The following is a 20148-nucleotide window of genomic DNA, read 5'->3' on the forward strand; positions in this document are numbered from 1 at the left end:
TGGAGGAAGATTTAAAAATGAAAAAACGCGTAATTTTAGGGACATTAGTCGCTGCAACGTTATTAATGACTGCTTGTGGAAACAGCGAAGCAACTACGAAAAGCGAGAGCAAAGGTGGAAGTAATGCTTTAGTCGTTTCAACTTTCGGATTAAGTGAAGATATTGTCAAAAAAGACATCATCGCTCCATTTGAAAAAGAGAATGAAGCGAAAGTTACCTTAGAAGTAGGCAATAGCGCAGACCGCTTTACGAAATTAAAAAATAATCCCAATGCGGGAATTGATGTCATTGAATTAGCACAAGCAAATGCAGCACAAGGTGGAAAAGAAGGGTTATTTGAAAAAATTACAGAAAAAGAAGTACCTAATTTAAGTCAGTTAACGCCGGGAGCAAAAGAGGTTTTTGAAAGTGGTGCTGGCGTACCAATCGCTGTAAACAGTATCGGGATTGTTTACAACAAAGAAAAATTAGGCAAAGAAATTAAGAACTGGGATGACTTATGGTCAGCTGATTTGAAAGGTAAAATTTCTGTTCCAGACGTTGCCACGACGGCAGGTCCTTTAATGTTATACGTTGCTAGTGAACATGCTGGTCAAGATATTACAAAAGATAACGGGAAGGCCGCTTTTGAAGCGATGAAAGAATTAAAACCAAACGTTGTTAAAACGTATTCAAAATCGTCAGACTTAGCTAATATGTTCCAATCTGGTGAAATTGAAGCAGCTGTGGTTGCTGATTTTGCGGTTGATATTATTCAAGGCGCAGCAGAAAACGTGACGTATGTCGTCCCAGAAAGCGGCACGTATGCCAACTATAATACAGTCAATATTCCTAAAAAAGCACAAAACAAAGAAACCGCCTTTAAATTTGTTAACGCACGGATTAGTGAAGAATCACAAAAGGCCAAAGCGATTTCATTAAATGAAGGACCTACAAATCAACAAGTAACGCTAAGCGAAAAAGAAGCGAAAAATAAAACATATGGTGCCATTGCCGAACGTGCCAAAACAGTCGATTTTAATTTTATTAATAGTCAACTAGCGGATTGGATTGATCAATGGAACCGGACGATGAATCAATAGTTTTAGAAAAGAGGGACAAAATGAACGTCGATGTATTACTAAAAAATGTGTGGCTGTATCAAACAGTCACTCAAACATTCGTTCAACGAAATGTTGCGATTAAAAATGATAAATTTTATTACATTTATGAAGAAGAGAACGTCAATTTGCAGCCCAAAAAAACAATTAATGCCGAGAATCAATGGATGATTCCCGGCTTAATTGATGCACACATGCATATTGAAAGTTCCATGACGACACCTACTATTTTTTCTAAAGCAGTAGTGCGTTACGGTGTGACAACGGTGATTGCCGATGCCCATGAAATGGCTAACGTATTTGGCTTAGAAGGCTTAAAAGCTTTTATGGCCGCTGAAACAGAACTAGATATCTTTCACGCAATTCCTTCCTCGGTTCCTTCGACCACTCCCGAATTAGAAACAACTGGTGGGATTATCGGCTTAGCAGAAGTAGCAGAATTACTCAAAGAGCCAAAAGTGATTTGTTTAGGGGAAGCCATGAATTTTAAAGGGATTTCCTATGAGCCAGATTCTTTAATTCGTCAAATTATCGATTTGTGTCAAAAACAACGACCAACCATGCCTTTAGAAGGCCACTGTCCTAAAATCGAAGATCAAGAGTTAGCAGATTTTCTATATAGTGGTATCACTTCAGATCATACCCATCAATTTCCTAAAACGTTAAAAGAAAAAATTGAAGCGGGCGTCTTTATTCAATTTCAAAATAAATCAATCACTCCTGAAAACATTCAGGTGATAGTAGACAATGACTTCTACAATTATGCAAGTATTATCACGGATGACGTGATGGCTGATGATTTGCTAAAAGGTCATCTAAATGAAAATGTCAAAAAAGCCGTTCAAGCAGGGTTGCCTATCGAAAAAGCCATTTATATGGCAACTTATACGCCGGCCAAACGAATGGGTCTCCATGATCGTGGCGAAATTGCACCTGGTAAAAAAGCTGACTTTTTGTTATTAAATGACTTAGAAAGTTTTGATATTAATACGGTTTATAAATCTGGAAAGGTCGTTTTTGAAAAAGGCGAGCCCTTCCATTATCCAGAAAAAATCGAAGAGTTTCCAGCCACTTATCAACAAACCATCCAATGTAAAAGGTTAACAGAAGAAGATTTACTTTTAAAGGTGGCTACAACAAAAGAAACAGTTCGTTGTAATGTGATTCAAAAACAAGAAATTGGCACATTTACAGAGCGAATTACAAAAGAAATTCCTGTTGAAAATGGATTGTTGCAATGGCAAAAAGCCAACTGTGCCTTATTAATTGTGATGGAACGTTACGGAAAAAATGGTAATATTTCTTTTTCTTTAATGGATCAACCCCTTTCCGAGAAAGGAGCCATTGCGACAACCTGGGCCCATGATCATCATAATTTAATGGTGATGGGTAATACGATTGAGGATATTCTGTTAGCGCAGAATGAATTATTAGCGATGCAAGGCGGCTATTTGGTTGCTTCGGATCAGCAAGTGATGGCAACTTGTCCTTTACCAATTGGTGGGATTTTATCGCAAGCACCGATTGAACAATTAGGCGCTTCTTTACAAAAAGTTCGACAAGCTATGCAAGCGTTAGGCTATCAAAATATGAATGAAATCATGTCCTTTTCCACACTATCATTGCCTGTCTCGCCAGCCATTAAAGTGACAGATTTTGGGATGATGGATACGAAGTCACAACGTTTCTATCCATTAGTTTTTCCAGAGGATGGAGTTCTTTTGCATGAAAACACTCATTAAAAATGTGCATATACTAACAATGGATGAGCAATTTTCAGAAATCAAAGCCGGCTATTTAGTGATTGAAGAAGACACAATTGTGGAATTAGCACCAATGACCACACTTGATGAAAAGCGAATGGCTGCAAATCAAGTAATCGATGGTCAAAATGGAATTTTAATGCCTGGGATGATTAACACCCATACCCATGTAGGCATGATTCCGTTTCGTTCGTTAGGAGACGATGTGCCAGATCGACTCCGGCGTTTTCTTTTTCCATTAGAACAATTCATGACAAAAGAATTAGTAGGATGCAGTAGTGATTATGCAATTGCCGAAATGTTACTGAGTGGTATTACGAGCTTTTGTGATATGTATTATTTTGAAGATGAAATTGCTAAAAGTTGTGAAAAAATGAGTGTTCGTGCTTTGCTCGGAGAGACGATCATTGATATGCCCACTTGTGATAGTCCGGAGCCTTCAGGCGGTCTTTTTTACGCGGAAACCTTTATTCGCAAGTGGCAAGGCCATCCGTTGATTACGCCTATACTTGCGCCACATGCACCGAATACCAACTCACCAGAAGTGTTGGCAAAAATTATTGAACTTAGTCGGCGATACCAAGTTCCTGTGACCATGCACGTTGCTGAAATGACTTATGAAATGGCTGAGTTTGAAAAAGCCTATCAAAAAACACCAATTGCTTTCTTAGAAGAACTGGGTTATTTGAGCGAGCCGTTTATTTTAGCGCATTGTATTTTGGCAACAGATGAAGATCTTGCGAGTTTAGCTGCGACTAATGGAAAAGCGCGTGTCGCTCATTGTATCGGTGCGAATACTAAATCAGCCAAAGGCGTAGCGCCGATTAAGCAAATGCTTGATCAAGGGATTATTGTCGGTTTAGGCACGGATGGACCTAGTAGTGGGAATACATTAGATTTATTCACCCAAATGCGCATGGTTGCGAATTTTCATAAGACAGCACACCAAGATCGCTCCTTGTTTCCTGCGAAAGAAATTGTTTATCTGGCAACGATGGGGGGCGCTAAAACATTAGGTTTGGCGGAGCAAGTCGGCTCATTGGAAGTGGGCAAAAAAGCGGATATAACATTAATTGAAACGCAATCAGTTAATATGTTTCCGATTTTTGATGCCTATTCAGCGTTGGTTTATTCAGCAAATGCTAGCAATGTTGAAGCCGTTTGGGTGAACGGTCAACAGTTAGTTGCCAATAAAGAATTACAACAAGCTAATCTCAAAGAAATCAAGGAAAAATTATATCAGGCCATGAATACGTTTGTGAAAGAAGCTAAAAAAAGAGCTGCTCTCTAAACAAAGCAAGTATGACGTATCGGATTGATTAAATAACGCTGAATTGACGTTTAGTGATTCAGGTTCTAATAGAGCTCAGACAAACTTTTAATGAAAGAGTTGTCTGTGTTCTTTTTTGTTATAAACATTTTTCTTTTTCTATATATATTTTTAAGGTAAGTTGTATTATAGTAAGTTTGAGAAGATGAGAATGAGAGGAAAAGCAATGAATATACAACGGTTTATAGAAAAACGCAAAGCACGTGGTTTGTCGCAAAGTGAATTAGCTAAAGGGATTTGTACGCAAGTTACGGTTAGTCGCTTTGAAAAGAATGGTCAAGTCCCAACTTTAAAAATATTGATCCAACTATGTAATCGTTTAGAGCTACCTTTGGGGGAACTCTTCCCGCGCGTAGGGATTAAACAACCTGAAATTCTTGAAAAAATGGAAGAAGCAGAATTCTTCTTGATTACCAGCGAACATGACCAATTGCAAACAATTTTAAAAAATATTCCTTTTGATGAAATCAAAGATTCCCAACTGTTATTAGAATATTATTATTTACAAGGCTTTGTCATGATTTTTCAAAATGCTTCGTTGATGGATTGCTTATTTACCTTTGAAAAACTTCTGTTTGAAGAGCAAAAATACACGAGCGATATTTACCGTTTGTTAGCTTTTACTGGAATTGGCATGGCCTATGCCAAAGAAGGCGAAATTGAGAAAGCGGAATTTTATTTCAATAAGGTCTTCAAGGAAATATATCTTTATACTATTCAATCAATGGAAGATACTTGGCGAGTATTAAATGTTGTCTTTCACTGTGGTGTTTTTTATGCAGAAAAAGGCGATTTAGAAACAAGTGATGCTTTGTTAGAGTATGCGATTTCCATCTGTTCTGATAATCACGTCACATATTACTTGGCAAGAGCAGCTTTCCAACTTGCGAAAAATGCCTTAGCTGAAGAAAAGCCGCAAGAGCAAATTTTAGAACTACTACAAGATGCCCGCGCGTATGCAAAAATCAATAAAAACCGCATCTTGTTGGAAGCAATTCAAACATTGAAAGAAACAATTTTATCTAAGAATAATTAGTTTATATAGAAAATTATATATTTATTTTCAAAATATAATAAAAAAAGCGTTTTTTAAAAGAGTTCAAGACATGTTACGACCTTAAATGAAAATTTTAAGGTCGTTATTTTATATAAAAAAATATATAAACGACTTGACTGGCATCAAATAAAGGCGTATGATTCATTTGTGAATAAATGTGAAATAAAACACAATCTTTCGTGGAGAGGAAGTCTTGAGGTGCAACAAAGTCAAACTATTTATTTGATGGGCACAGTAATAGATGTATTTGTAGACCATGAAGAACCTGAAAAAATTCTAGAAGAAGTGCATCAACGATTGATCACTTATGAACAACGATTTAGTGCAAATGATTCCACTTCGGAACTGATGGCTGTCAATCAACAAGCTGGGCAAAAACCAGTCAGCGTTCATCCAGAGTTGTATCAATTAATTGCATTAGGGAAAAAACATAGTTGTGATCCAGCTAGTCATTTGAATGTTACCATTGGCCCGTTAGTTCAAACATGGCGAATCGGTTTTAAAGATGCCCGTGTCCCGTCAGAAGAGGAAATTAAAGCCTGTTTGAAAAAAATTAATCCAGAAAAGATTCACTTAAATCCCTTAAAACAAACGGTTTTTTTGGAAGAAGAAGGAATGAAATTAGATCTGGGGGCTTTAGCAAAAGGCTATATCGCTGATTTACTAATTGCCTATTTGAAAGAAGTCCATGTGACGTCTACTTTGATTAATCTGGGCGGCAATATTGTGACATTGGGGCCCTCTACGCATCAAAACAAAAAATGGCGAATTGGTATTCGCAATCCGCAAAAATCCAGAGAAACAATCAGCTTACTTGTCGAAGTGGCTAATCAATCGGTTGTGACGTCGGGCATTTATGAAAGAAGTTTAACCGAAGCTGGGCGAGTCTATCACCATTTGTTGGATCCGACAACCGGTTACCCATTGGAAACTGAAATGGCCAGCCTTACAATTATCTCGGATGCTTCAGTGGATGGTGAGATTTGGACAACGCGTTTATTTGGCTATCCAATTCCAGAAGCGCTTGAAATCCTCAATCAACTAGATGGGATTGAAGGAGTCATCATTACACAAGACCAGCAAATTTTATATAGCAGCGGGTTAGCAGATACTCTTCACATTATCCATTCATAGAACCGAAAAAGAAAGGACAGCTCATTATGAAAAAAATTATCGGCTTAGTAGGAACGAACTCAGAGCAATCAACCAATCGTCAACTTTTGCAATTTATGCAACACTATTTTGCGCAGGAGGCTGATATTGAACTAGTTGAAATTGTTGACTTTCCTATGTTTAACAAGCCAGAAGACAAAGTTTTGCCAGAAATAGTTAAAACGGTTGCTGAAAAAATTGAAGCAGCAGATGGCGTCATTATCAGTACGCCTGAATATGACCATGCGGTGCCGGCTTCTTTGATGAATGCCCTAAGTTGGTTATCTTACGGGATTTTTCCGTTTGTTGATAAACCAGTTATGATTACTGGTGCATCCTATGGCACGTTAGGTTCCTCTAGAGCACAAGCACATCTACGTCAAATTTTAGATGCTCCTGAATTGAAAGCACGAATTATGCCAAGCTCTGAATTTCTATTAGCGCATTCCTTACAAGCTTTTGATGAAAACAATGCGTTAAAAGATTCAGAACAAATAGATAAACTAGCTGGTTTGTTTGCAGATTTTTGTGTATTTATTGAAATTACAGAACAGCTGAAACATGCGCATGCGCAAAATAAAAAAGAAGCAGAAAATTTCTCATGGGAAACGATTTAACGAAATGGAGTGAATAAAATGAAATTAATTGGGATCGTCGGATCAAACGCTGATTCTTCTTATAATCGGTTACTACTGCAATATATTGGCAAAGAGTTTTATAAAATGTTCGACTTGGAAATTTTAGAAATTAAAGATATTCCAATGTTTAATCAAAGTAAGGATCAAACGAACAGTGTCTTGATTCAGAATATGAATCGCAAAATTTTACAAGCAGACGGCGTAATTATTGCGACGCCCGAACATAACCATACCATTCCTGCCGGTTTGAAAAGTGTGTTAGAATGGTTATCTTTCAAAATTCATCCGCTGGAAAATAAACCAGTAATGATTGTTGGTTGCTCTTATTATGATCAAGGAACCTCGCGTGCGCAATTACATCTCCGTCAAATTCTTGATGCACCTGGTGTCAATGCAATCGTGATGCCTGGAAACGAGTTTTTATTAGGAAAAGCGAAAGAAGCATTTGATGAAAACGGCAACTTAATTGCGGAGGGAACACGTCAATTTTTAGAAAGCACATTACAAAAATTCGTGGAATTCATTGATGTGATTTCAAAATTAGAAGGGGCTAAGCCAAAAGACTTACCTGAGGATTTACATGCAAAAGGAACCATTGAAACAACGATCGAAGGGGTTGATATGGCAGCAGATGATTGGGTAGAACAAGCAGCAGAAGCGGTTCAGGCTGTGGAAGGCGACACATATGTAAAATTAGATCGAGGCATTTTAACCGTAGATCAGCTAAATTATTTCTTAAAATCAATGCCAATGGAATTGACTTATGCAGACAGTAACAATCAATTTTTATATTACAATAAAAAAATGGCTGCTGAAGAAATGTTTGCTAAACGGCAACCAGGACAAGTTGGTAATCCATTAGCGAATTGCCATCCGCCAAAAGCATTGAAAAATGTAGAATGGGTGATTCAACAATTACGGTCAGGAAAAACAGATGCTATTCGCGTTCATGTTCCAATGCACGGACCAGATACCTATGTAGTGCATAATTATCAAGCGATGTATGATGATAATGGAAATTACGCGGGAATTAATGAGTATATTTTAGACTTTAAACCAATTGTTGATTGGTATTTAAAACAAACTGGGCAAGAATTAGTCGGTGGAAAAAACGTCGATGCAGTCAGTGGTGCCTCCAAAAAAGAAGCGCCAGAAACGGCAGATAGTGTATCAAGTGCATCAGTCCATGAAGAAGAGTCAGCGACCGAAAAGCCAACAGTTGACAGCGTTTCTAGCGCTTCAATTAAAGAGTAAAATAACAGCAAAAAATAGCGGCAACAAGTAGTCATACTGTATTCAGATTAGCAATGCCAAATGAGGACTTTTATTGACAGAAGCTGATACTTAAAAGAGTAAGAACTTTATAGGAAGATAGTATAGAAGACGAACCAAAAGTTTCAATCATTTTTGACGAATAGGCTAGAAAAGAAACAGAAAATTAGTCAAACAAATCAGCTTTTCTTTAAATTTAAAGTAAAAAAATAACAAAAAAAGCCTCCTTGGTGACGCAAGGGGGCTTTTTTTGGTTAAAATAATACTTTTCTATGAAGATTCCTAAATATTGAAAGAATCATTTTTAAATTTGTGGAAAAAATAAGCAAGATTGACACTCACGTCTTGTTAAAAAAATAGATACTTAAGGCGTGATAGTTTGGAGTTGAAAATGTGACTACTTTGTTAGATGAATTATTAGACCAAGAATTCCGAGATAAATTACTTATTTATCAAACTTTTATGAATAGTGAAGGTCCATTATTAAAAGAAGAATTTTATGGATATTTTGATTTATCCACTCAAAAGTTAGAATCGTTGTGCCGTCAAATAAATTATGAATGTACACAGATTTCTTCAAGGAGTCAAATTCTTTTTCCAGCTAAAGGACTGATTAGTGCGCAAAAATTATCGCAAATTGATTATCAAGCCTTAAGAAAATATTATTTTGATCAATCACTAATGGCCAAGTTGTTTCTTGATGTGGGCCTCTATCAAAAGCACACGATTCAAGAATTTTCTCAAATTCATTTTATGAGCAAAAGCAAAATTTATGCCTTCTCGTATAAACTAAATCTGATTTTAGCTAATTGGCGTATTAAATTAAAGTCAACAGGCTTGGTTGGAGAAGAGAAAAATATCCGAAGTTTTTGTTTTCAATGCTTGTATTATTTTTATGGAAGTAATCAAGAAAGGCTGCCTAACATTTTGCTGGAAAATAGTCCTGGCATTAAACAATTTATAAACGATCTACAATTGATGTATCAAAGAACGTTTAGTCTTAATCAAAGCGCACAACTATTTATTCTTTTAACGATTCAACGTTTTCGTGTATTTTCTGATCATGTAGTGGACTCTTTTACGGAAGTTCATGTGCCTAGCTGTTTACAGCATGCGTTTGAAAAAATTTATACAAGCGAAACCCCTCTTTTTAAAGAGGATTTTGGCAAAGAGACTTCATATATTTTTCTTTTTTTAAGTTTAAATGAATACATTGATAGTCCGATTGTTTTTCCAGACAAGTTAACCATGTTAGACGAATTTATTGATCATATGAATAGTGTTATTCCTTTCTTTGAAAAGCGAATTACGGTGGAAACAAAAGAAAAATTAAAGTTGATTTGTTATCGCTGGGACCGCCTATACTTTTCAGTGGCTGCATTTATTCCCGCCAAGCAGAGCAGTTTCTTTGAAGAGCGGTTTCCTCAAATTCATCGCGCCTTAGATGGTTTTATACAAAAGACAGAGTCGCTGTATCAAAAACGATTTTTAATGTATGAACGCGTGCATCTATACTATGATTTTATGTTTTGTTTGTTAAATGATCGGTCTTTTTGCGCAATTGAAAAAACGATTCATGTATTTGTTGATTTTTCTGGTGGGGAGGATTATAACCGCTTTATTGCAAAAATTATTGCTTCTTTCAATTATATGGATGTGATGATTGATCACAAATTAACCTTAGAAACCGATTTGTATTTGTCCGATTTTTATAGTTCGAAAGTACGGTGTCGTCAATTGACATGGCGTCATTTGCCGGAAACAAAAGATTGGCAAGTATTTGCTGAGGTAGTCAGAGAACTAAGAAAGGGAGAGACTCAGAAAAATGAGCACTATGGGAGAGACCCAATCGAGATGTGGCGAGAACAAGAATACGAAGGATAGTCAATTGAGACAAGCAGGTAACTATAAAGATTTAACTGGTCAAAAGTTTGGTGAGTTGACAGTAGTAGCACCAACGGCAAAAAGAAAAGAAGGGCTAATTGTTTGGGCCTGTCGCTGTTCTTGTGGGAGCTATACAGAAGCTTCAAGAAGACAACTAATTCGTGGGTATCGAACCAAATGTGCGCACCATCGCTATCAAACAATGTTGAAAAAAAACTATCATGAATTAGTCGTGGTACGGATCGAAAGTATTCAACAGACAATGAAAGCGTATTGTCTGTGTTCGTGCGGACAATCTTGCTGGGTTCGCTGTGAAAATTTGTTGAATGGCCATACCAAAAGTTGCGGTCATCGTAAAAAGAAGGATTACCGACAAAGAGTTGCTGGTGTAATTCCAGGGAAGTTGCAAAGTAAACGCCCCAAAAATAATAGCAGTGGACACAAAGGGGTGAGCCAGACCGCTTCTGGGAAATGGCTGGCTTATATCTCTTTGAAAGGCAAGCGCCATAACTTAGGTATCTTTACGAAAAAAAGTGAAGCAATTTTAGCAAGAAAATTAGCAGAACGTCGTCTATTTCAACCAATTTTACAACAAGAAATAGTGACTATAAATAAGGAAGATTAGCAACAGAGAGGATGCGAAAGATGTTAGCAGGCTTATTTTCAGTAACTGGAATGATTTTATTGGGGATTTTATTTTGCTTAATTGGTTATCAAACGTTTCGAAAACATCATCATTAAGAGAAGAATGTTCTAGCTAGATAATTTCATCGACAGATGAAATTATCTAGCTTTTTTTATAAAAAAGCTAAGAAAAGGATAAGAGATTGTGGAAATTCTTTAGGTTGTTTAACAAAGCCTTAATTTCCTTTGTTTTAGATTGTGGTTAAAAAGATTTTTCTCTATACTAAGTCTTCGGAAATCAAAGAAAAGAAAGGAGCGAGTGATGTGGTTAAAAAAATTGGTTTAAGTATAATGCTCTTATTTTTTTTCTTAATTATCGCACTCCCAATCTATGCGTGGAAGATTGAGCCGAATTTAGTTCACGTTAATCAGGTGACTTTGGGAAAGAAAAATCAACGAGAACCATTGAATGTTGTGCAACTTTCGGATATACAAGTTTCAGAATTTTATGAGACGAAGCGGTTAGATAAAGTCATAAAAAAAGTCAATCGTGAAAAACCAGATATTATCGTTTTTACAGGTGATTTATTTGACAATTATGCCAAAAATCCGCAACAAAAAGAACCGATGATTGAAAAATTAAAACAGTTGCAAGCGACAATTGGGAAATATGCAGTTTGGGGAAATCATGATTACGGTGGCGGTGCTTCTTCGGTGTATGATGAAGTCATGGAGGCCAGTGGCTTTACCGTTATGAAAAACCAAGGAGAAACAGTAACCTTAGCAGATGGACGCCGTCTTTTTATTGGTGGTTTAGATGACTCGTTATTAGGAAATCCTTCCGTTTCAGAAACATTGTCCTATCGAGAAACGTATGACTATGCGTTATTAATGACCCATGAACCAGATGTCGCGGATGCATTTGTTGGTACGGGTACACAGTTAGTTTTAGCAGGACATAGCCATGGCGGACAAATTTGGATTCCTTTATATCCAATCACAAATGTTTTAGCTGAAAAGTATACCAGAGGATTGTATCAGTTGGATCAAGAAACGCAACTATATGTTAATACAGGCTTAGGGACGACCGCCATTCATGCCCGTTTTGGGGTGATCCCTGAAATTACACATTTTACTATCTATATTTAAAAAGTCTGGTCAATCCGACCAGACTTTTTTCTGTTATTTAACAGAATTATTTTTAAGAAAAAGATGTTCATATTTTGGTGAAACGTTTCTATAAAATGCTTTAAAATATCTAGAAAAGAGTATTTTTATGGAAAAAGAAGCAGGGGAAATAATTTCTTTATAAATGGTCTATAGCGCTTTTTAATGCTGTTATTTTTAAATAAAACCACAATGTAAGGGTTTACAACCGTTTGAAGTGAATGTATAATCTGTTTGTAGAAACGTTTCACTAAAAAGAAAGGAACCCTGCTTATGAAAAAACTAAAAAAGTTTTATGATCAGCGGCAATTGCATTGGATGGTACTTCCGGGTGTAGCATTCATGATTGTCTTTAACTACATTCCAATTTATGGAATTATCATTGCTTTTAAAAATTATACGATTGTTGACACGGTTTCTTCTGCACCATGGGTTGGACTTGAAAATTTTCGAATCATTATGGAAGATAGTTTTTTTTGGGAAGCAGTTCGTAATACCTTAGCGATTAGTTTAATGAAACTTTTTTTAGGATTCGCTATTCCGATTATCTTAGCGGTAATGATTTTTGAAATGAGAGATGGACATTTAAAAAAAGTGATTCAGACAATTTCTTATATTCCGCACTTTTTTTCTTGGATCGTTTTAGGCGGGATGTTGATTTCGTGGCTTTCAACAAATGGCTTTATCAACCAAGTCATGATGTCGTTAGGCTTAATGAATCAGGGCGTCAATCATTTGTTAGATCCTGATAAGTATTGGTGGATTGCTGTTCTTTCTGATTTGTGGAAAGAAGTAGGTTGGGGCACGATTCTCTATCTTGCTGGTATGTCTCGCATTGATCCAACGTTTTATGAAGCCGCGAGAATTGATGGTGCTTCAAAATTAACACAAATCCGAACGATTACTTTGCCCTTATTAGCGCCGATTATTTCGTTGAACTTAATTCTAAATGTTAGCGGTTTATTGGGATCGAACTTAGATCAAACGTTGGTTTTAATGAATGCTCAAAACCAAAACAAATCAGAAGTAATTAATTCATTTGTTTATCGTATGGGGCTAACGCAAGGGGACTTTTCTTATGCGACGGCAGTTGGTTTAGGGATTTCTGTTATTTCAATTGTTTTATTAGTCATTACAGATCGCATTACTAGAAAAATGAACAATGGTCGGTCGGTTATTTTATAAAGGAGGCAACAGCTGTGATTAAAAGAAAATCAAAAGAAAACAAATGGTTTTACTTTTTCAATACGTTAATTCTTGTGTTGTTTTCTTTATTAATTATCGTGCCAATTTGGAATATTTTAGTTTCCTCAGTTTCGTCAAGTTCGGGTTTAGCCGGTAAAGGCTTGGTTTTATGGCCGAAAGGATTTACGCTAGAAAATTATCGGAAAGTTTTTTCGGATAGTAGCATTCCGCGAGCGTTTTTGATTTCTGTTTTAAAAACAGTCATCGGTGCGTCGACGCATACGCTGTTCTGTGCAATTGTTGCTTATGGACTTAGTAAATCTAGACTAGTCGGGCGTAATATTTATACAACGATGGGTGTCATTACAATGTACTTTGGTGGGGGCATGATTCCCACGTATCTTTTGATTAAGTCATTAGGACTCTTAGATACCTTCTGGGTATATATCATTCCAGCTTTATTTAGCTATTATGATGTAGTTATCTTAATGAACTTTTTCCGAGAAATTCCACCATCTTTAGAAGAATCCGCCAAAATAGACGGCGCCAGTGAATTTCAAATTTTTTATAAAATCTTTTTACCTTTAACAAAACCGGCATTAGCCACCATTATTTTATTTAACGGGGTAGGTCAATGGAATGACTTTATGACCACGAAATTATACATTACCAAAGAATATCTGTATCCATTGCAGATGAAAATTTATGAAATTATTGTTCAATCCAACTTGAGTACCATGACAGAGAGCGGCAGTACAGATATGGTGGTGCAGGCAACGACACGTGGTGTTCAGCTGGCAACAATTGTCATTACAACGATACCAATTTTAATCATTTATCCATTACTACAAAAACACTTTATCGGCGGTATGATGGCCGGTGCAGTAAAAGAATAAAGAAAGTAGGGAACAATATGAAAAAAGTTTTAGGCGGTTTATTGGTGGCAACGGCGGTCGTTAGTTTAGCGGCCTGTAGCGGTGGGGAAAAGAAAGCTAGCTCAGATGTCTCAATTAAGGATCGGTATGAATTAGATGAAAAGACGCCTGCTTGGAAGTTAGATAAGAAGAAAGAACCGACCAAGATTAAATGGTATATTAACTCAGATTGGACGGCATTGCCTTTTGGAAAAGATGTGACCACCGCGCAGATTAAAAAAGACTTAAATGTGGATATTGAATTTATTTCCGGCGATGATTCAAAATTAAATGCCATGATTTCAAGTGGAGATATGCCTGATATCGTGACATTAACTGAAAAAACTGGACAAGCAGCATTGAAAGCAGATTCTTGGGCCTATTCTTTAAACGATTTAGCTAAAAAATATGACCCCTATTTAATGAAAGTTGTTAACCAAGATACGTTTAAATGGTATGCCTTAGAGGATGGAAAAACATATGGTTACCCTAATTACTCTAATACAAAAGCGGATTATGAAAGTGGAAATATCCCAGTAAATGATAATTTTGTTATTCGTGAAGATGTCTATAATGCATTAGGCAAGCCAGACGTTTCAACACCAGAAAATTTTGAAAAAGTCATGCAACAGATTAAAGAAAAATATCCTGAGATGACCCCAATGGGCTTCACCACAGTGGGCGATGGTGCAGGACCATTTTTAGACAAATTACAAGACTTCTTAGGTGTTCCTTTAGAGGATAAAAATGGTAAATACTATGATCGAAATTTAGATAAAGAATACTTAGAATGGTTAAAAACATTTAATGATGTTTACCGAGCAGGCAATATTAGTGATGATAGCTTCACAGATGATGGGGCAACGTTTGATGAAAAAGTGAAACAAGGAAATTATGCAACCATGCTCGTTGCTGGAACCAGTGGTCAAGGTGGGAACTTTACAGAATTTATGAAAAAATCTGGCACACGTTATATAGCCATTGATGGACCAAGTAGCACTTCTGGCCGAAAACCAACATTAAATCAAACCGGCATTTCAGGTTGGTTAAGTAATTACATTACGAAAGATGCGAAAGATCCAGCGAAAGTCACTCAACTATTCACATATTTAATTGATGAACCGGGACAAATTTTAACAAAATATGGCGTTGAAGGAGTTACTTATGCGTACAATGATCAAGGGAAAATTGATTATTTACCAGAAGTGAAAAAATTAGAACAAACAGACAATGATGCCTACAACAAAAAATATGGCATTAGTCGTTTCCTATACTTTAACAATGACCGTGTTAATAAACTAAAAGTGCCAATGGAAAGTGCCTTAACGCAAATGCAAGAATGGGGCAAAGGAAAATTAGTCCCACATTTCGTAATTGAAAATATTAATCCAGATGCAGGAACGCCGGAAGCTCGGGCGAATGAAGCGATTGAAACCAAACTAAATACAACCGTTATTTCAATGATTCGTGCGAAAGATGATAAAGCCTTTGACAAATCTTTAGAAGACTACAAAGCATTCTTAAAATCAAATAAATGGGATGCAATTGAAAAAATAAAATCTGAGAAAATGGCGGAAAACAGAGACAAACTTAAGTAAGAGAGGAGGAGAGAAAAGCGGATAAAGCAACGAGAAATCCGCTTTTCTCTTTTAATATGAATAAGCTATTTGCATATGAAGGTTGGTATTATCGGATTTTTTCTTTTATTGCCAACTTGATCATTATTAATTTTCTCTTTTTAATTACCTGTATAACAGGCATCTTTAGCGGTGTCGGCTTAATTGCGTTGTATCGAACGATTTATCGTTTGTATCGTGAAAAAGATATTCCTGTTTTACGAACGTTTTGGACAGCGTTAAAAAATAATATCATGCGAGGTTTTATTTTAACAGGTGTCTTGTTCGTTGCTTTTTTACTAGGCGGTATTGCCGTAACAAGTTTATTTAAAATAGCCACCAGTTTAGGTTTCTTAGCTATTTTTCTATTAAGTTTTGTTGCATTATTTTTGACGAGTTTTCTTTTTCTCTTTTCCGTTTTTAATTGGTCCGTTAAAAAGACACTAGGTGAGACGGTTTATGTGGTCTTAAGTAATAGTGCCAATGCGATTATTTTGTTTATTTTACCTCTTTTAACGTTTGTTTTTTTCTATAAGCTTAATTTGTTTTTATATATTGCGTTAGGATTCGGGACAACGGCTTTTCTTCAAGTTGCGTTTTTTCAGAAAGTGTTAGGTGTGGAACATGAATGAGTATTTTGAGTTTTGGCAAAAGACCAAGGAAGAACTTCAAAAAATACCGCTAGATATCCATCGGCGGGTCATTGACTATCCATTGGAAAATGTTCAAGTGGAACAGGTCGACTTTTTAAGTTTCCTAGGTGAGCGCATCTTTGGCTATTTGTTACTTCCTAAAACGGCGGGGAAACAGCCAATAGTGATTGACTGTTTAGGCTATATGAATCATATTCAAGAACCTTGGCAATTTGCTCATTGGACACAAATTGGTTGTGCTTGTTTTGTCATTGATAATCGAGGTCAAGGGGGATTAACCAAAGATCGCGTGCCATATCAAACAATTTGGCATGAAGCACCAATGGGACGAGGATTTCTAGACAAAGAAGATTGGTACCAACGCCGCTTGTTTGCCGACCATTTACGTAGCGTAGAAGTGGTGCGTACCTTTACTGAAATTAATCAGGACCAAATCATTCTTCGTGGTGGTTCCCAAGGGGGTGGCGTAGTGTTAATGGTGAACAGTTTAGTCGACTTCCCGATTTTAGCTACTTTTGCAGATGTTCCAAGTCATTCTTGTTTAGAAAATCGAGTAGCAGAAGGAACGGGTTCGTATCAAATTATTCATCAGTACTTACAAGAGCATCCTCAAGCGCATGAAAAAATTGCCGCGGTTCTTCCTTATTTTGATAGTCGCCACTTTGTTTCGCAAATTAAAAATCCAGTCTTTGCTTCTGTTGGGAGTCACGATCCGATATGTCCAATGAAAGATTTTTTCCCTTCTTATCATCAGATAAAGGCAAGAAAAGCAGTCAGAGTGTATTGGAAAAAAGGCCATGGTGGCGGTGAAACAACTCAGATCCGTCGTGAAATGCGTCAAATTCAACAACTATTGCAGGAGGTTAAAAATGAAAATAGCTACGTATAATGTCCGGGTAGATACAGAGTATGACCAAGATTGGCAATGGTCTTTTCGTAAAGAGGCTGTTTGTCAGTTAATCAATTTTCATGATTGGAGCCTTTGTTGTATTCAAGAAGTACGACCGAATCAAGTCAGGGATTTAAAGGCGTATACAACATTCACCTGTCTTTCTGCGGAAAGAGAAGGGGATGGTCAAGGAGAAGGACTAGCGATTCTCTATAACGAACAAAAAGTTCAGACTATTGATACAGGGTATTTTTGGTTATCTGAAACACCTCAGCAGCCAAGTATCCATCCTGAAGCTGGCTGTCCAAGAATTACTTTGTGGGGACTATTTAAGGAAACGACTCAAAATACGCCTTTTTTAGTCATCAATGTTCATTTGGATCATATTTCAGCTCATGCTCGTTTAGCAGGAATGACCGTTATCTTAGAGGAGTTACATGACAAAATTGCACAGTATCCAACTTTATTAATGGGAGATTTTAATGCAGAGTCGGGGGAAGAGGTTCATCAACTTGTTCAAAAAAAATTTCAAGATAGCAAAAATTTAGCTACTCATTATGGCCCAAGAGGAACATTTCAAAATTTTACTTACACAAAACCTTGGGCGGAATTAGAAGAAATTGATTATATTTATGTAAAAGGTTGGCAAGTACAGCAAACCGCAAGTTTAACAGATAGTATTGATGGACGTTTTCCCTCCGACCATTTTCCTTTAGAAGCAGAAGTATGTATTGAAGAAAGGTGAGAGTATGAAAGAAAATCAACTGATTCAATTAGTCGAAGAAATGACAATTGATGAGAAAATTAATCAATTATTACAATTAGCAGCAGCGTTTTATTCAGATAAAGCAGAAGAAAAGACCGGCCCTATGTCAGAGCTAGGACTAAGTCAAGAAACGATTGATACGGCGGGGACAACACTGGGTGTTTCTGGTGCAAACGAAGCAAAACGTGTTCAAAAAGAATATATGCAAAATCATCGATTAAATATTCCAACACTTTTAATGGCGGATATTATTCATGGTTTCAGAACCATCTTTCCGATTCCTTTGGCTTTAGGAAGCACTTGGGATGAAGCAGCGGTTGAAAAAATGGCGGAGATTTCAGCAAAAGAAGCTGCTGTTTCAGGATTACATGTAACCTTTTCACCAATGGTTGATTTAGTGCGCGATCCACGTTGGGGACGTGTCATGGAGTCAACAGGTGAAGATCCATTACTCAACAGCCGCTTAGCTGCTGCAATGGTTAGAGGTTACCAAGGAGAAAATTTAAAAGAAGACAATTGGCGAGTAGCCGCGTGCGTGAAGCACTTTGCGGCATATGGTGGTGCCTTAGCTGGTCGGGATTATAATACGGTAGATATGTCTGAACGGCAGCTAAGAGAAATGTATTTACCTGGCTATAAAGCTGGATTAGATGCGGGTGCAAAACTTGTCATGACGTCCTTCAATACAGTGGATGGGATTCCTGCTACAGGCAACCAATGGCTGTTTAGAGACGTATTACGAAATGAATTTGGATTTGAAGGGGTTGTGATTTCAGACTGGGGAGCGATTAAAGAATTAATTCCTCATGGCGTTGCCAAAGATGAAAAACAAGCGGCAGAATTGGCTATCAAAGCTGGTGTAGATATTGAAATGATGACCACGTGTTATCCAGATTATTTAAAAGAATTACTTGAAGAAGGCCGGATTGCTGAAACACTTATTGATGAAGCAGTTATGCGAATTTTAAAACTAAAAAATGAGCTAGGCTTATTTGAAAATCCCTATCGTGGTGCGGATGAACAAGCGGAAGCAGAAGTGATTTTAAGCAAAGAACATCGAGAAATAGCTAAAAAGATTGCTCAAAAATCAATGGTTCTTTTAAAAAATGAAAATATTTTGCCTTTTACACCGCAAGAAAAAATCGCGCTTGTCGGCCCAGGGGCCCAATCACAAGATATTTTAGGGGCTTGGTCATGGCAAGGAAAGAAAGAAGAAGCCATTTCCCTCGTGGCTGGGGCCCAAAAATTAACCACAAATCTTCTAGTTGCCCAAGAACCCTTTGATTACTTTGAACCGACCGCGGCGGCCATTGAAGAGGCTTTAACGTTAGCTAGTCAAGCAGATAAAGTAGTAGTGGCACTAGGCGAAACAGATTGGATGAGTGGGGAAGCTGCCAGTCGCAGTGATATTCGTCTACCCGAAAAACAATTAGCGGTAGTTGCACAAATTATTGAGAAAAATCCCAATGTTGTTGTCACGGTCTACAGTGGCCGGCCCTTAGATTTGCAAGGGATAGATGTTGCAAAAGGAATTGTGCAAGCTTGGCAACCTGGAACAGAAGGGGGCAATGCGCTAGCAGAAATTTTGTGGGGACAGTACAATCCAAGTGGTCGTTTAAGTATGTCGTTTCCAGAAACGGTTGGTCAAGTGCCAATTTTTTACAATGTCGACAATACTGGGCGTCCTTATGAGTCAGCACCAGAAGAAAAATATGTTTCTAAATATTTAGATGTCTCTAATTACGCTAAATATCCCTTTGGATTTGGCTTAAGTTATAGTCATTTCTCTTATCAACCAATTCAACTAAGTGCATTAACATTTACCAAAGAACAACCAGTCACGGTCTCTGTTTTAGTAAGAAATAACAGTCCAATCGCTGGAGAGGAAACCGTGCAATTTTATGTACGTGATTTGGTGGGACAAGTGGTTCGCCCAATTAAAGAGTTAAAAGATTTCCAAAAAGTTTGGCTGGAACCAAAGGAAGAAAAAGAAGTTCAGTTTCTTCTTTCAGAGGATATGGTGTGCTATGTTCATTCAGACAATCAGGTAACCAGTGATGCAGGTGAATTTATCGTAATGATTGGTGGAAATAGTCGCGATGTACAAACCGCAACAGTCACGTTAAATGAATAAGATG

The 20148-nt window shown here is 37.1% G+C and carries 17 protein-coding genes; all 17 read left to right on the forward strand.

Annotated features, from left to right (window positions below; genetic code table 11):
* Window positions 1–17: 17 nt before the first annotated feature.
* Window positions 18–1082, forward strand: a complete 1065-nt coding sequence (locus PYW42_RS05310) for an ABC transporter substrate-binding protein (RefSeq protein WP_002357914.1) — start codon at window positions 18–20, stop codon at window positions 1080–1082.
* The gene (locus PYW42_RS05315; RefSeq protein WP_002409413.1) at window positions 1058–2842 is read left to right on the forward strand and encodes an adenine deaminase; all 1785 of its coding nucleotides are present in this window, start codon (window positions 1058–1060) and stop codon (window positions 2840–2842) included. Before PYW42_RS05310 ends, PYW42_RS05315 begins: the two co-directional genes overlap by 25 nt.
* Entirely contained in the window at window positions 2826–4154 is a 1329-nt protein-coding gene (locus PYW42_RS05320) for an amidohydrolase (RefSeq protein ID WP_002403222.1), read from the forward strand. Before PYW42_RS05315 ends, PYW42_RS05320 begins: the two co-directional genes overlap by 17 nt.
* Before the next feature lie 184 nt (window positions 4155–4338).
* Window positions 4339–5229, forward strand: a complete 891-nt coding sequence (locus PYW42_RS05325) for a helix-turn-helix domain-containing protein (protein WP_002382193.1) — start codon at window positions 4339–4341, stop codon at window positions 5227–5229.
* Between the two features lie 219 nt (window positions 5230–5448).
* Entirely contained in the window at window positions 5449–6384 is a 936-nt protein-coding gene (locus PYW42_RS05330) for an FAD:protein FMN transferase (protein WP_010708654.1), read from the forward strand.
* Between the two features lie 26 nt (window positions 6385–6410).
* Window positions 6411–7019: an NADPH-dependent FMN reductase gene (locus PYW42_RS05335; protein WP_002357907.1), complete on the forward strand. Its 609-nt coding sequence runs from the start codon at window positions 6411–6413 to the stop codon at window positions 7017–7019.
* Window positions 7020–7037: 18 nt separating this feature from the next.
* Window positions 7038–8294 carry an NADPH-dependent oxidoreductase gene (locus PYW42_RS05340; RefSeq protein ID WP_002360528.1) on the forward strand — a complete coding sequence of 419 codons (1257 nt, stop codon included), beginning with the start codon at window positions 7038–7040 and terminating at the stop codon, window positions 8292–8294.
* 411 nt (window positions 8295–8705) lie between these two features.
* Window positions 8706–10196 carry a helix-turn-helix domain-containing protein gene (locus PYW42_RS05345; protein ID WP_002410961.1) on the forward strand — a complete coding sequence of 497 codons (1491 nt, stop codon included), beginning with the start codon at window positions 8706–8708 and terminating at the stop codon, window positions 10194–10196.
* Window positions 10147–10821, forward strand: coding sequence for an AP2/ERF family transcription factor (locus PYW42_RS05350; protein WP_002410962.1), 675 nt, complete (start codon window positions 10147–10149; stop codon window positions 10819–10821). Before PYW42_RS05345 ends, PYW42_RS05350 begins: the two co-directional genes overlap by 50 nt.
* A gap of 257 nt (window positions 10822–11078) precedes the next feature.
* Complete coding sequence (locus PYW42_RS05355; RefSeq protein WP_002409418.1) at window positions 11079–11969, forward strand: metallophosphoesterase; 891 nt, start codon at window positions 11079–11081, stop codon at window positions 11967–11969.
* Window positions 11970–12260: 291 nt separating this feature from the next.
* Window positions 12261–13172, forward strand: coding sequence for an ABC transporter permease (locus PYW42_RS05360; RefSeq protein WP_002382199.1), 912 nt, complete (start codon window positions 12261–12263; stop codon window positions 13170–13172).
* Between the two features lie 14 nt (window positions 13173–13186).
* Window positions 13187–14068 (forward strand): carbohydrate ABC transporter permease, encoded by an 882-nt coding sequence (locus PYW42_RS05365; RefSeq protein ID WP_002357901.1) that lies wholly within the window; start codon window positions 13187–13189, stop codon window positions 14066–14068.
* Window positions 14069–14085: 17 nt separating this feature from the next.
* The gene (locus PYW42_RS05370) at window positions 14086–15684 is read left to right on the forward strand and encodes an ABC transporter substrate-binding protein (RefSeq protein WP_002357899.1); all 1599 of its coding nucleotides are present in this window, start codon (window positions 14086–14088) and stop codon (window positions 15682–15684) included.
* Between the two features lie 56 nt (window positions 15685–15740).
* On the forward strand, window positions 15741–16334 hold the full coding sequence (locus PYW42_RS05375; RefSeq protein ID WP_002371283.1) for a YesL family protein: 594 nt from the start codon (window positions 15741–15743) through the stop codon (window positions 16332–16334).
* Window positions 16327–17244 (forward strand): acetylxylan esterase, encoded by a 918-nt coding sequence (locus PYW42_RS05380; RefSeq protein WP_002382200.1) that lies wholly within the window; start codon window positions 16327–16329, stop codon window positions 17242–17244. Before PYW42_RS05375 ends, PYW42_RS05380 begins: the two co-directional genes overlap by 8 nt.
* Window positions 17225–17989 carry an endonuclease/exonuclease/phosphatase family protein gene (locus PYW42_RS05385; protein ID WP_002409420.1) on the forward strand — a complete coding sequence of 255 codons (765 nt, stop codon included), beginning with the start codon at window positions 17225–17227 and terminating at the stop codon, window positions 17987–17989. The genes PYW42_RS05380 and PYW42_RS05385 overlap by 20 nt, the downstream gene beginning before the upstream one ends.
* Before the next feature lie 4 nt (window positions 17990–17993).
* Window positions 17994–20144: a glycoside hydrolase family 3 N-terminal domain-containing protein gene (locus PYW42_RS05390; protein WP_010708657.1), complete on the forward strand. Its 2151-nt coding sequence runs from the start codon at window positions 17994–17996 to the stop codon at window positions 20142–20144.
* Window positions 20145–20148: the final 4 nt, after the last annotated feature.

The sequence above is a fragment of the Enterococcus faecalis genome, from assembly GCF_029024925.1.
Lineage (GTDB): Bacteria > Bacillota > Bacilli > Lactobacillales > Enterococcaceae > Enterococcus > Enterococcus faecalis.